This window comes from Geodermatophilus sp. SYSU D01176 (assembly GCF_054050015.1).
The window spans coordinates 87,257-100,421 of the sequence record NZ_JBJGYN010000001.1 but is presented as its reverse complement, the minus strand read 5'-3'; the positions used below and the strand labels follow the sequence as shown (position 1 = coordinate 100,421).

Genomic DNA, 13,165 nt, shown 5'->3' with positions numbered 1-13,165 from the left:
CGGGTGGGGCTGGCCCCGCCGGGAGACCCGTGCGGCCCCCGGCGATCGGCACCGGCCGTCAGACCAGCCCGAGGGCGTGCACCGCCTCCGCGACCTCGAGGAACCCCGCGACGTTGGCCCCCAGCACGAGGTCGCCCGGCGAGCCGTACTCCTCCGCCGTCTCGTGGCAGCGGGTGTGGATGTCCCGCATGATCTCCTCGAGCCGGGCCTCGGTGTGCTCGAAGGTCCAGCGGTCCCGCGAGGCGTTCTGCTGCATCTCCAGCGCGGAGGTGGCGACCCCGCCGGCGTTGGCGGCCTTGCCCGGCGCGAAGGCGATCCCGGCCTCGCGGAAGACCCGCACGGCGTCGGGGGTCGAGGGCATGTTCGCGCCCTCGACGACGTACCGGCACCCGTTGCGGGCGAGGGTCGCGGCGGCGTCGCCGTCCAGCTCGTTCTGCGTGGCACTGGGGACGGCGATGTCGCACGGGACGTCCCAGATGCTGCCGCCGTCGACGAAGGTCGCCGAGGCCACCCGCTCGGCGTAGTCGCCGACCCGCCCGCGCTCGACCTCCTTGACCTGCTTGAGGACGTCGAGGTCGATGCCCTTCTCGTCGACGACGTAGCCGCTGGAGTCCGAACAGGCCACCGCCGTGCCGCCGAGCTGGTGGACCTTCTCGATGCCGTAGACGGCGACGTTGCCCGACCCGGAGATGACCACCCGCCGCCCCTCGAGGGACTCACCGCGCACGGTGAGCATCTCGGAGGCGAAGAAGGCCGCGCCGTAGCCGGTCGCCTCGGTCCGCACGAGCGAGCCGCCCCAGCCGAGGCCCTTGCCGGTGAGCACGCCGGACTCGTAGCGGTTGGTGATCCGCTTGTACTGGCCGAACAGGTAGCCGATCTCGCGGCTGCCGACGCCGACGTCACCGGCCGGCACGTCGGTGTACTCCCCGAGGTGCCGGTAGAGCTCGGTCATGAAGGACTGGCAGAAGCGCATGATCTCGGCGTCCGACCGGCCCTTGGGGTCGAAGTCCGAGCCGCCCTTGCCGCCGCCGATCGGCATCCCGGTGAGCGCGTTCTTGAAGATCTGCTCGAAGCCCAGGAACTTGACGATGCTCAGGTTCACCGAGGGGTGGAACCGCAGGCCGCCCTTGTAGGGGCCCAGCGCGGAGTTGAACTCGACCCGGAAGCCGCGGTTGATGTGCACCTCGCCGCGGTCGTCCTGCCAGGGCACGCGGAAGATGATCTGCCGCTCGGGCTCGCAGATCCGCTCGACGGTCTTCATCTCGGTGTACTCGCGGTGCCGCCTGAGGACGACGGCGAGGGACTCGAGCACCTCGCGGACGGCCTGGTGGAACTCGATCTCCCCCGGGTTGCGGCGGAGGACGTCCTCGTAGATCCGCTCCACGACCGCCGGCACGTCTGCGTTCACGCCTCTCCCATCCTCGCCCGCCCGGCGTCCGCCGCGCGTCCGGGAGCGACGGTACGAGCCTCTCGGAACGGGACCGTCCGCGGGGTTGCCGACACGGTCACCGGGCGAGCTGGCGGCTGATCACCAGGCGCTGGATCTGGTTGGTGCCCTCGAAGATCTGCATGACCTTGGCCTCGCGCATGTACCGCTCGACCGGGAAGTCGCGGGTGTAGCCGTACCCGCCCAGCACCTGGACGGCGTCGGTGGTGACCTTCATCGCCGCGTCGGTGGCGACCAGCTTGGCCACGCTGGCCTGCCGGCTGTACGGGCGGCCGGCGTCGCGGCGGCGGGCGGCGTCCAGGTAGGTGGCCCGCGCGGTGTCCACGGCGGCGGCCATGTCGGCCAGCAGGAAGCCCAGCCCCTGGTGGTCGATGATCCGCCGGCCGAACGTGGACCGCTCGTGTGCGTAGTCGACCGCGGTGTCCAGCGCCGCCTGCGCCAGCCCGGTGGCGACCGCGGCGATGCCGAGGCGCCCGGAGTCCAGCGCGGAGAACGCGATCGGCAGCCCCTGCCCCTCGGTGCCGATCAGCCGGTCGGCCTCGAGCAGCGCGCCGTCCCAGTTGGCCATCGTGGTGGGGACGGCGTGCAGGCCCATCTTCTGCTCGGGCCGGCCGAAGGACAGGCCCTCGGCCTGCCCGGGGGCGAGGAAGCAGGAGATGCCGCGGGCGCCCTCGCCGGTGCGGGCGAACAGCGCGTAGAAGTCGGCGATCCCGCCGTGGGTGATCCACGCCTTGGTGCCGGTCACCCGGTACCCGCCCTCGGTCCGCTCCGCCCGGCAGGTCAGCGCGCCGGCGTCGGACCCGGCCTGCGGCTCGGACAGCGAGTAGCCGCCGATCAGCTCCCCGGCCAGCATCGCCGGCAGCCAGCGCTCCTGCTGCTCCGGCGTGCCGTACGTGGCCAGCGGGTGGCAGGCCAGCCCGTGCACCGACACCGCGACCGCGACCGCCGCCCAGCGGGTGCCGAACTCCTCCAGCACCTGCAGGTACACCTCGTAGGGCTGCCCGCCCCCGCCCAGCCCCTCGGGGTAGGGCAGGCCGAGCAGCCCGAGCCCGCCCAGGGTCGCGAACAGCCCCTCGGGGTAGGTCTCGGCCCGCTCGTGCTCCTCCACGCGGGTGGCCAGCTCCTTGTCCGCGACGTCGCGGACGAGGGCGAGCAGGTCCTGCGCCTCCTCGCCGGGCAGCAGGCGGTCGACGGTCACAGCGGTTCCCCTCGGGAGTGCACGGGCGCAGGTCAGTTCTTGAGCTCGGGGAACTGGTCGTCCCGCCACTCGACACCGGAGCGCGTGTCGGCGGTGGCGAGCTCCTCCTCGCGCGCACGGAGCTCCACCCGTCGGATCTTCCCCGAGATGGTCTTGGGGAGCTCGGCGAACTCGATCCGCCTCACCCTCTGGTAGGGGTTGAGCCGCTCGCGGGCGTACCGGAGCACCGACAGCGCGGTCTCCTCCGTCGGCTCGTGGCCCGGGGCCAGTGCGATGTAGGCCTTGGGCACGGCCAGCCGGAGGGCGTCCGGCGCGGGGACGACGGCGGCCTCGGCCACCGCCGGGTGCTCGATGAGGACCGACTCCAGCTCGAACGGGCTGATCTTGTAGTCGCTGGCCTTGAAGACGTCGTCGGTGCGGCCGATGTAGGTGATGTAGCCGTCGGCGTCGACGCTCGCGACGTCCCCCGTGTGGTAGTACCCGCCGGCCTTGGCCTCGCCGTCGCGCTCGGGGTCGCCCTGGTAGCCGGTCATCAGCGGGAGCGGGTGCGCCGACAGGTCCAGGCAGATCTCGCCCTCGCCGGGGCCGTGCACCGCCTGGCCGGTGACCGGGTCGACCAGCACGACCGGCACCCCCGGCAGCGGACGACCCATCGACCCGGGCCGGACCTCCGACCCCGGCGTGTTGCCCACCTGCGCCGTGGTCTCGGTCTGGCCGTAGCCGTCGCGGATGGTCAGGCCCCAGGCCCGGCGCACCTGCTCGATGACCTCCGGGTTGAGCGGCTCCCCGGCCGCGATCACCTCGCGCAGCGCCCCCGGTCCGCCGGACAGGTCGGCGTTGATGAGCATCCGCCACACCGTGGGCGGCGCGCAGAACGTGGTGACCCCGCGCTCGCGGAGCAGGGTGAGCAGCCCATCGGCGTCGAACCGGCGGTAGTTGTGCACGAGGACGGTCGCCTCGGCGATCCACGGGGCGAAGAAGCAGGACCAGGCGTGCTTGGCCCAGCCCGGCGAGGAGATGTTGAGGTGCACGTCGCCGGGCTGCAGGCCCAGCCAGTACACCGTCGACAGGTGGCCGACCGGGTAGGAGACCTGGGTGTGCTCCACGAGCTTGGGGCGGGATGTCGTCCCGGAGGTGAAGTACAGCAGCAGCGGGTCGCCGGGTGCGGTCCCCGGGTGCTCGACCGGGAGGGGCTCGAGGTCGGCGGCGGCGCGCACGTCGGCCCAGCCCTCGGCCGGGCCCACGCTGATCCGGGTGTAGTCGCCGGGGACCTCGTCGAACTTCCCGACGTCGGCGGCGTTGCAGACGACGTGCCGGGCGCCTCCGCGGGTGATCCGGTCGACCAGGTCGGCCGGGCCGACCGCGGTGGTGGTCGGCATGATCACCGCCCCGAGCTTCATCACCGCCAGCATCGACTCCCACAGCTCGACCTGGTTGCCGAGCATCAGCAGCACCGGGTGCCCCTTCCGCACGCCGCGCCCGGCGAGCCAGGCCGCCAGCTGGTCGGAGCGCCGCGACATCTCGGCGAAGGTGCGCTCGGTCGACGTCCCGTCCTCCTCCACCAGCACCAGGGCGGGCCGGTCGTTGCCCCGGGCGACGGCGTCGAACCAGTCGACCGCCCAGTTGAACCGCTCCCCCAGCTCCGGCCAGCGGAACTCCGCGACCGCCGCCTCGTGCCGCTCGCGCAGCTCCAGCAGCCGGTCGCGGGTCGCCCGGTAGGTGTCGGGAACGTCCATCGGGGGTCCTCCCTGTGCCTCGTCGCGCGCCGGCCCGCACCGGTCGCCGGCGGCTACCGGATGGTCGGACGTCCGAATAGTTTGTGGCCGGGCTCACTGTAGGGCCCTCCCGCGAGACGGCCGAGCCCGAGGAGACGAGCGTGTTCGACGAGACGCTGACCAGCACCATCACCCGGGCCCGCCGGCACGCGCTCGGTGACCTGCTGCGGCGCTCCGCGGCGCGGGTGCCGGGGAAGACGGCCCTGCGCTACCGCGACCGCTCGTACACCTACGCCGAGCTCGACACCGTGGTCGACCGCACCGCCAACGCGCTCACCGCCCGCGGCGTGGCGCGGGGCGACCGGGTGGCGCTGCTGTCCCACAACGACGACGGGTACGTGGTGCTCACCTTCGCCCTCGCGCGGCTGGGGGCGATCGCCGTCCCGGTGAACTTCATGCTCCAGGCCGGCGAGGTGGCCTACATCCTCGAGCACTCCGGGGCGACCGGCGTCGTCGCCGAGTCCGCACTCCTGCCCGTGGCGCAGGCGGCGATCGAGCAGGCCGGGCGCTCGTCCGCCATCCGCGTCCGCGGCGTCCTGGGCGCCACCGCCTCCCAGCCCTCCCCGCGCCTGCCCGCCGGCTGGGAGGCGTTCGAGACCTGGGCCGCGCACGACGACGCCACCCCGCCGCAGGTGGACGTCGCCGACGACGACGTGCTGCAGCTGATGTACACGAGCGGGACCGAGTCGCGACCCAAGGGCACGATGATGACCAGCCGCAGCCTGATCGCCCAGTACGTCAGCTGCATCGTCGACGGCCGCTACACCGCCCGGGACGTCGCCCTGCACGCGCTGCCGCTGTTCCACGTCGCGGCCCAGCACTGCTTCCTCGTGCCGAACCTGTACCTGGGCGGGACGAACGTGGTCCTCGGCGGGCCGGACCCGTCGACGGTCCTCGAGACCGTCGAGCGGGAGCGGGTGACCAGCCTGTTCTGCCCGCCGACGGTGTGGATCGCACTGCTGCGCCACCCCGACTTCGACCGCCGGGACCTGTCCTCGCTGGCCACCGGCTACTACGGCGCGTCGATCATGCCGGTGGCCGTCGTCGAGGAGCTCCGCCGACGGCTGCCCGACATGGCGTTGTTCAACTTCTACGGGCAGACCGAGATGTCCGCGGTCGCCCTCGTGCTGTCGCCGGAGGACCAGCTGCGCAAGCCCGGGTCGGCCGGCACCGCCGTCGTCAACAGCGAGACCCGGATCGTCGACGACGCCGACCGGCCGGTGGGCCCCGGCGTCGAGGGCGAGATCGTGCACCGCAGCCCGCACGCCACCGCCGGCTACTGGAACGACCCGGAGAAGACCGCCGAGGCCTTCCGCAACGGCTGGTTCCACAGCGGCGACCTCGGCGTGATGGACGAGGACGGCTACATCACCGTGGTCGACCGCAAGAAGGACGTGATCAAGACCGGCGGGGAGAACGTCGCCAGCCGCGAGGTCGAGGAGGTGCTCTACCAGCACCCCGCCGTCGCGGAGACCGCCGTCTTCGGCATCCCGCACCCGACCTGGATCGAGGCCGTCGCCGCGGTCGTCGTCCCCCGGGAGGGACGGGCGGTCGACCCCGACGAGCTCGTCCGCTTCTGCCGGGAGCGGCTGGCCGGCTACAAGACCCCGCGGTACGTGACCGTCGCCGACGCCCTGCCGAAGAACGCCAGCGGCAAGATCCTCAAGCGCGAGCTGCGGACGACCTACGCGGACCTGGCCGGCTGACCGGGCCCGGCGCGTCCCGCCGGGCCCCTCCCGGAGGCGTCCGTTACCGTCGGGTACGTGTGGCGCGGACCACACACCCACGCATCCCGAGGGGCGACCTGTGCTCTACACCGCTTACCAGTGGCAGCAGCGGCTGACCGCTCCGGCCCGCACCACGTCGGCGATCACCGCGCGGGCCCTGGAGGCCCTCCCGGCACCGCTGGCGGCCCTGCCCGGTGCCCGCCGGGTGCGGGCCGCCTGCCGGATCGTCGCCGACGCCCGGCCCACGCACGTCCGCCCCGAGTGGGGCATCGACTCCGTGGACGTCGACGGGCGGGCGGCCGAGGTGGCCGTGGAGCCGGTGCTGTCCACGCCCTTCGCCGACGTGCTGCACTTCGTCAAGCCCGACGTCGCCGGCCAACCGCAGGTGCTGGTGGTGGGCCCGATCTCCGGGCACTTCGCCACGCTGCTCCGGCCCACGGTCCGCACGCTGCTGGCCGACCACGACGTGTACGTCGTCGACTGGCACAACGCCCGGGACGTCCCGGTGGCGGCGGGCCGGTTCGGGCTGGACGAGTACATCGACCACGTCCTGCAGGCGCTGCGGCACCTCGGCCCGGACACCCACGTGCTGGCCGTGTGCCAGCCGTCGCCGCTGGTGCTCGCGGCCGTCGCCGTGCTCGCGGCCGCCGGCGACCCCGCCCAGCCCCGCAGCGTCACGCTGATGGCCGGGCCCGTCGACACCCGGGTCAACCCCAACCGGGTCAACGACAACGCCGGTCGCCACCCGCTCGCGCTGTTCGAGCGGCTGCTGACCACCCCCGTCCCGGCGCAGTACGCCGGGGCCGGCCGGCGGGTCTACCCCGGGGTCGCCCAGCTGACGGCGTTCATGTCGATGAACCCGCGGCGGCACCTGAACGCCCACCTGGCGATGTACCGGGCCATGGTCGCCGGCGACGAGGTGACGGCGGCCGACAAGCGGGCCTTCTACGACGAGTACGGCGCGGTCATGGACGTGCCCGCGGAGTTCTACCTGGAGACGCTGCAGCACGTCTTCATGGAGCACGCCCTGCCCCGCGGGACCTTCACCTGGCGCGGGCAGCGGGTCGACCTGTCCGCCATCGAGCGGACCGCGCTGCTCACCGTCGAGGGTGCCCAGGACGACATGTGCTCCCCCGGCCAGACCGAGGCGGCGCACGCGCTGTGCACCGGGCTCCCGGAGGAGCGCAGGCGCCACCACCTGCAGCAGGGCGTGGGCCACTACGGCGTCTTCGCCGGCTCCCGCTGGGAGGCCGAGATCTACCCGGTGGTCCGGTCCTTCATCGCCGAGCAGGAGGACGCGCACACCCCCGTCCCGGCCGGCTGACCAGCCGCTCCTGAGCCGGGCCGCCACCGGGGAGGTCGGCCCGGCTCAGGGCGTGGCGCCGTCAGCGGCGGTGCAGGCGGCGCGGGGGGCGCCGGCTCACGGGCGGGTCGCGACGAGCGCCGTCCAGCAGCCGGCGAGGCGCGTCTCCTGGCCGACGACGGTCAGCCCCGCCGCCCGGCAGGCGGCGGCGACGCCGTCCGCGGTCGGGCGGTCGCCGTCGGCGGGGTGCCGGGAGACCGCCCGCAGCGGCCGGCTGTCGACGAAACGCGCCGTCATCTCGCACGAGTAGAACCGCCCGCCGGGGCGCAGCACCCGGGCCGCCTCGCCGACGACGTCCCGCCAGGCGTCGGCGTGGTGCAGCACGTGGTAGCCGAAGACCGCGTCGTAGGAGCCGTCCGGCGCGGCCAGCGCCGTCGCGTCGCCGCGTTGCACGTCGACCCGGCCGGCCAGGTCGCGCACCGCCTCCCGGCACGCCGCGACGCTCGCGTCGTGGCGCTCGACGCCGTCGGCGTGCGCGGCTCCGAAGACCCCGAGCGCCAGGCGCAGCCCGGTGCCCCGGCGCCCGGTGCCGAGCTCGAGCACCCGGCCGCCGGGCACCCGGCCACCCAGCCGCAGCAGGACGGGCGCCTCGACGCGGCGCTGCACCAGCGCGCGGACGCGCGAGTCCACCCACAGCCGGTTGGCGTCGACGTAGGTCGGGGGGACGGAGCGGGGGGACCTGGTCGGCATCGTGCGGTCGTGCCCGGGCGGCACCGTGCCGAACCGTGCCGGGGTCAGCCCAGGTAGTTCACGTGCGGGTGGTCCATGTGGTTGGCCGTCGCGCTGCCCCGGTCCGCCATCGCCTTCCAGGCGCCCCCGGGCGAGGACAGCATCCGCTGCTGCCAGATGATGTAGTCCACGCCGAGCTCGTCCCAGTGGGCGATGTGGTACTCGACGATCGCGTCGCCGAGCGCGGAGTCCGACATGACCATGTAGTCCAGTGCCAGGCCCGACGGGTGACCGCCCGGGTCGGCGGCGCTGGGCCGGGTGCCGCCCAGGGTGATCGAGTCGGCGCCCGGCACGTTGCTGACGACGGCGTTGGCCGCGGCCTGCACCACCGCCGCGACGGCGCCCGCGGAGTTCGTGATTCGCGCGACCGTGCCGGCCGCGGCGGCGACCCCGGGGGCGGCCGCCGCAGGAGCGGCCTCCCCGGCCTGCGCGGCCGCGGTCTCCGCGGCGGCGGCCACGGCCTCGGCCTCGGCGGCGGCCCGCGCGGCGGCCTCGGCCTCCGCCTTCGCCTTCGCCTCGGCCTCGGCCTTCTGCCGGTCGAGCACCGCCTGGTCGGCGGCGGCCTGGGCCTGCTGGGCGGCGGCTGCGGCGGCCTCGCGGCTGCTGCGGCTGGCGGCGAGGTCCTGCAGCGGCTGCAGCTCGGCGGTCACGTCGACGGGGCCGGACCGGGCGGTCAGCCCGAGCTCCTGGGCGACGCCGACCGTCCCCGCCGGCGCGGCCTCGGCCTGCGCGGCCGGCTCGGGGCCGACGACGACGGCGGCCAGGACGGCGCCGGTCGTGGCCATCCCCAGGTACAGGGCGGGACGACGGCGGGAGCGGGCGGGACGGCCCGAGGTGGTGGTGCGGCGGTCCATGGGGTTCGCGTTCTCCGGGGGTGCGGGCGCAGCGGCGCTCGAGGGCGCGCGGGTCTGCGGCGGTCTGCGGGCAGCGGGGCTGCGGCCGTGCGGCGGCGAGGCCTGTGCGGGCGCACCGGGGAAGCGGCGAGGGGCCGGTCGAGCGGAGGTGCTCGGAGCTCGGTGGACCCGCGGGCGGCGTCGCTGCGGACGGTCGCGTGCGATCAGGTGCGCGGGCGCTCCGGGATCCGGGGCCGGCGGGGCGGTGCGTCAGGGCGCGGGCACGCCATCCGGCGGCTCTCCACTTCTTCCGTGAGCCGCCTACCGAGTTAGCTGACGGGTTCGGGCGGGAAGCAGCCCTACCTGCCCCCGGACGTGCGTCCAGGAGCGGGATTCACCCCAGTACTGCGATGGGTCCCCGGCTCGCCCCTGAGGGCGACTCGGCGGCGCCCGCTCGGGCACCCCTGTGGGGGCGTGACGACCGACCGGACTCCTCGACGGTAGCTGGCGTTATGCAGCTGTGACAATCCGCGGCCGCGGATTCGTCAGGTGACACGCGTCGCCCACCCCCCGGATCGCAGGCCGGAGGGTGTAGGGGTCACCTGCGACCGACGGCGGTCAGCGCGGCCGCGGCGAGGACGAGCGGGACGGTGAGCCAGAGCAGTCCGGGCTGGGGACCCGCGTCGTCGGTCACCCCGCCGCCGAGGAGGGGTGCCAGCAGACCGGCACACCCCCACGAGGTGAAGACCCGGCCGTAGGCCGCCGGGAAGGCCCGGGGGCCCACCCGGTCGGCCGTCAGGGCCGGGACCAGCGCGGAGACCGCCCCGTAGGCCAGCCCGACGACGAGGAGAGCGGTCAGGACGACGACGGGCGCGACCTCCACGGCGAGCCCGGCGAGGGCGACCGCGGTGGTGGCGAGCGCGGTCGCCAGGGCGGGGACGCGCCCGACCCGGTCCGACCACCAGCCCGCGCCGAGGCGGCCGGCCAGGTTGCCCAGGCCCAGCAGGGAGACCGCCGCGCCCGCGGCCCCGGCACCCAGGCCCGAGGCGGAGGCGAGCGGTGCGGCGACGGCGAACACCACCAGGCCGGGCGCGGCACCCCCGGCGAAGAGGACCCACAGGGCGCCCACCGTCGTCCTCGGCACCGGCTCCCCCGGGGGACCGGGGTGCCGGTCCATCCCCGCTCCGCCCGGGACGAGGGCGGCGGCGAGGGCGAGCAACCCGGCGACGACCACGGCCAGGACGGCGAGGCAGGTCCGCCAGCCGACCGCCGGGAGGACGTGCGGGGACAGCAGGCCGAGCAGCACCGGCCCGGCCGCGTACGCGCCGACCACCAGGCCGCTGGCCGTGCCACGGCGGGCAGCGGGCACGCGGGAGGCGAGGGCGACCGCGACGCCGTAGGCCAGCCCGTTGGCCGCACCGAACAGCAGGCCCACCCCCAGCCACGGGGCGCCGCGCCACGGCACCGCGGCGGTCACCCCCAACCCCGCTCCCGCGGAGAGGGCCGCCGCGGCGAGCAGCCGGCGTGGTCCCACCCGCGCCAGCAGGCGGCCCACGCCGAGCAGGACCAGGGTGAACACGCCGAGGGCGAGCGCGAACACGGCCGGGCCGCTGCCCCGCGGCGCCCCGACGGCGGCCACCACCGGGGACGCCACGAGGCTCCAGGCGAACAGCGTCCCGACCGCGAGGTTGGCCAGCACGCCGGAGGCGACCAGGCGGACCGTCCCCGGCCCGCCTGCGGGGTCCCGGGTCACCGCGACGGGGCGCGGGCGGACCGGCGTCCGCCCGCGCCCGCCGGCGGCTGCCCGGTCAGGAGGTGACGCAGACCTGCCCTCGGTCCCGGCGCTGGGGACCCCGGCCGCCGGGCCGGATGTCCTCGTCGAAGATCTCCGTCGGCAGGAAGACCGAGCAGCAGGCGTTGGGGATGTCCACCACCCCGCCGATCCTGCCCTCGATCGGCGAGGTGCCGAGGATCAGGTAGGCCTGCTCCCCCGTGTAGCCCCACTTCTCCAGGTAGCGGATGGCGTTGAGGCAGGCGTTGCGGTAGGCCAGCGTCGCGTCCATGTAGACGTTGGTGTCGTCGCGGTGGTCGACCGAGACGCCGATGAACGTGAGGAACTCCGAGTAGCGCGGCTCCACCCGGCCCGGCATGAAGATGGGGTTGGTGGTGACGCCGTAGGTCTCCATGCCGCCCTTGATGAGGTCGACGTGGAAGTCGATGAAGCCGCCCATCTCGATGGCGCCGCAGAAGTTGATCTCGCCGTCCCCCTGGCTGAAGTGCAGGTCCCCTCCGGACAGCAGCGCGCCGTCGACGTACACCGGGTAGAAGACCCGGCTGCCGCGGGTGAAGTTCTTGATGTCGTGGTTGCCACCGTTCTCCCGCGCCGGGACGGTGCGGGCGCCGTCCCGGCCGATCGCCGCGAGCAGGTCGCCGCCGGCCGTGCCGCCCAGGACGTTGTCCGGCAGCGGCGGCAGCCCCAGGGGCGGCACCCGGTCGGGCTCGGTCGCGATCAGCGCCCGCTCGCGGGCGTTCCAGCGCGCCAGCAGGTCCGCCGACGGCGCCGTGCCGAACAGCCCGGGGTGCGTGATGCCCGTGTACTCGACGCCGGGGACGTGGCGGGAGGTGCACTTCTGGCCCCGGAAGTCCCAGATGGCCTTGTACGCGTCCGGGTAGTAGTCGGTGAGGAACCCGCCGCCGTTGACCTTCGCGAAGATGCCCGAGTAGCCCCAGCCCTCCCCGCAGTTGGGGCCCTGGACCTGCGGCACCGGACCGAGGTCGAGGATGTCGACGACCAGCAGGTCGCCCGGCTCGGCCCCCTCCACGGCGATGGGCCCGGAGAGCATGTGCGCGTGGGACAGGTCGACGTCCCGGACGTCGTTGGCCGAGTCGTTGTTGCCGATCTGGCCGTCGGTCCACTCCCTGCACTCCACCCGGATGTCCTGCCCCGGCCGGACGGTGACCGCCGGCGGGATGTCCGGGTGCCAGCGGTTGTGGCCGGGGACGGCCTGGTCCCGCATGGACTTGTTCTGGTCGACGCTGAACACGACATCGGGCATGGCGCGGTTTCCTCTCACTGGGCGCCCGGTGCGGCACCGGGCCGGGCGGGGGTGGGACGAGCGGGGGCGGACAGGGTCCGGCCGAGCGGGGCGCTGGCGGCGAGCAGGAGCACCCCGAGGACGGCGACGACGAGGGCCGTGGCGAGCGAGTCGCTCCACCAGCCGGTGATGATCAGGAAGGCCGGGACGGCGGCCGTGAGCAGTCCCTCGCCCAGGGCCAGGACGCCGACCGCGCCGGTGAGGTGGTCCTTGCGCCGGGCCAGCAGCAGGAAGAAGCCGAACCACAGGACCGCCCACAGCAGCCAGATGACGCCGAAGGTCCGGTCACCGACCGCCGTCCAGGAGTGGACGGCGAACCCCACGGCGGCCGCGGCCACGACCAGGGAGAACCAGCCGAGCCCCTCGCCCGGCCAGCCGGTGATGCCGTTGATCCCCACCCACAGGTAGGTGAAGCCGAAGTAGTAGAGCCCGGCGGCGAGCGCGATCTGCGCCGGGTCGCCGTCCGCGGCGATGATGAGGTAGGTCGGCGTGACCACCTGGAGCGCGCCGACGAAGAGGTTCAGCGGTGCTGCGCCGGCCGGGCTCACGTGCCCCAGCAGCATGACGCCGTTGACCACCAGCACGGCACCGACGTAGAGCAGTCCGACGGCGCCCACGGGTCACCAGCGCGGCAGCGAGGGGTGCGGGCCCGCGGGGCGGTGCGCCGCGTTCACGGGGGTGGCGCCGGTCGTGGGACTCCACCGGCGGCTCCGCGGCCGGGGCTTCCCGGCGGGGATGGAGCGGACCACCTGCGGCGCCTCGGCGCTCGCCTCGGCGGTCGCCATCGCGCGGTGCAGCGCGGCGGGTGTCGACGCCAGGGCGGGTGCGGTCCACACCCGGCCGGCCTCGCCCGCGCACGTCGGGCAGGGGTGCGTCGGGCGGACCGCGGACATCGGCACCACCACCTCGAACACCGCGCAGGTGGGGCACCGGAACACGTACGTGGCCATGACTCCTCCATTCCTTTCAGGTAGAACTTATTCACCTGAAAGGAACTG

The 13,165-nt window shown here is 74.6% G+C and carries 11 protein-coding genes and 1 riboswitch; of the genes, 2 read left to right on the top strand and 9 right to left on the bottom strand.

All coding sequences use genetic code 11. The annotated features are described in order from the left end of the window. Positions 1-58 precede the first annotated feature (58 nt). From gdhA to ACI78Z_RS00500, 3 genes are all read right to left on the bottom strand, one after another. A complete protein-coding gene (gene gdhA / locus ACI78Z_RS00510) occupies positions 59-1,408 on the bottom strand; it encodes an NADP-specific glutamate dehydrogenase (RefSeq protein ID WP_457034549.1) in 1,350 nt (449 codons plus the stop codon). A 97-nt stretch (positions 1,409-1,505) separates the two neighbouring features. Continuing rightward, the gene (locus ACI78Z_RS00505; protein ID WP_457034548.1) at positions 1,506-2,645 is read right to left on the bottom strand and encodes an acyl-CoA dehydrogenase family protein; all 1,140 of its coding nucleotides are present in this window, start codon (positions 2,643-2,645) and stop codon (positions 1,506-1,508) included. A 32-nt stretch (positions 2,646-2,677) separates the two neighbouring features. Continuing rightward, positions 2,678-4,381, bottom strand: a complete 1,704-nt coding sequence (locus tag ACI78Z_RS00500; protein WP_457034547.1) for an AMP-binding protein — start codon at positions 4,379-4,381, stop codon at positions 2,678-2,680. Positions 4,382-4,521: 140 nt separating this feature from the next. Here ACI78Z_RS00500 and ACI78Z_RS00495 point away from each other — a divergent pair, with 140 nt between their 5' ends. Further along, on the top strand, positions 4,522-6,126 hold the full coding sequence (locus ACI78Z_RS00495; protein WP_457034546.1) for an acyl-CoA synthetase: 1,605 nt from the start codon (positions 4,522-4,524) through the stop codon (positions 6,124-6,126). A gap of 100 nt (positions 6,127-6,226) precedes the next feature. Next, positions 6,227-7,471: a polyhydroxyalkanoate depolymerase gene (phaZ, locus tag ACI78Z_RS00490; protein ID WP_457034545.1), complete on the top strand. Its 1,245-nt coding sequence runs from the start codon at positions 6,227-6,229 to the stop codon at positions 7,469-7,471. Between the two features lie 96 nt (positions 7,472-7,567). Here phaZ and ACI78Z_RS00485 read toward each other — a convergent pair whose 3' ends face one another. The 6 genes from ACI78Z_RS00485 to ACI78Z_RS00460 form a co-directional block, all read right to left on the bottom strand. Then, positions 7,568-8,200 carry a class I SAM-dependent methyltransferase gene (locus ACI78Z_RS00485; protein ID WP_457034544.1) on the bottom strand — a complete coding sequence of 211 codons (633 nt, stop codon included), beginning with the start codon at positions 8,198-8,200 and terminating at the stop codon, positions 7,568-7,570. A gap of 44 nt (positions 8,201-8,244) precedes the next feature. After that, the gene (locus tag ACI78Z_RS00480; protein ID WP_457034543.1) at positions 8,245-9,093 is read right to left on the bottom strand and encodes a hypothetical protein; all 849 of its coding nucleotides are present in this window, start codon (positions 9,091-9,093) and stop codon (positions 8,245-8,247) included. A 282-nt stretch (positions 9,094-9,375) separates the two neighbouring features. Then, positions 9,376-9,528: riboswitch (cyclic di-AMP (ydaO/yuaA leader) on the bottom strand. A 142-nt stretch (positions 9,529-9,670) separates the two neighbouring features. Then, entirely contained in the window at positions 9,671-10,825 is a 1,155-nt protein-coding gene (locus ACI78Z_RS00475) for an MFS transporter (protein ID WP_457034542.1), read from the bottom strand. Positions 10,826-10,880: 55 nt separating this feature from the next. Next, positions 10,881-12,128 carry a formamidase gene (fmdA, locus tag ACI78Z_RS00470; RefSeq protein WP_457034541.1) on the bottom strand — a complete coding sequence of 416 codons (1,248 nt, stop codon included), beginning with the start codon at positions 12,126-12,128 and terminating at the stop codon, positions 10,881-10,883. Between the two features lie 14 nt (positions 12,129-12,142). Then, positions 12,143-12,784 (bottom strand): AmiS/UreI family transporter, encoded by a 642-nt coding sequence (locus ACI78Z_RS00465; RefSeq protein ID WP_457034540.1) that lies wholly within the window; start codon positions 12,782-12,784, stop codon positions 12,143-12,145. A gap of 3 nt (positions 12,785-12,787) precedes the next feature. After that, the gene (locus tag ACI78Z_RS00460; RefSeq protein ID WP_457034539.1) at positions 12,788-13,117 is read right to left on the bottom strand and encodes a zinc ribbon domain-containing protein; all 330 of its coding nucleotides are present in this window, start codon (positions 13,115-13,117) and stop codon (positions 12,788-12,790) included. Positions 13,118-13,165: the final 48 nt, after the last annotated feature.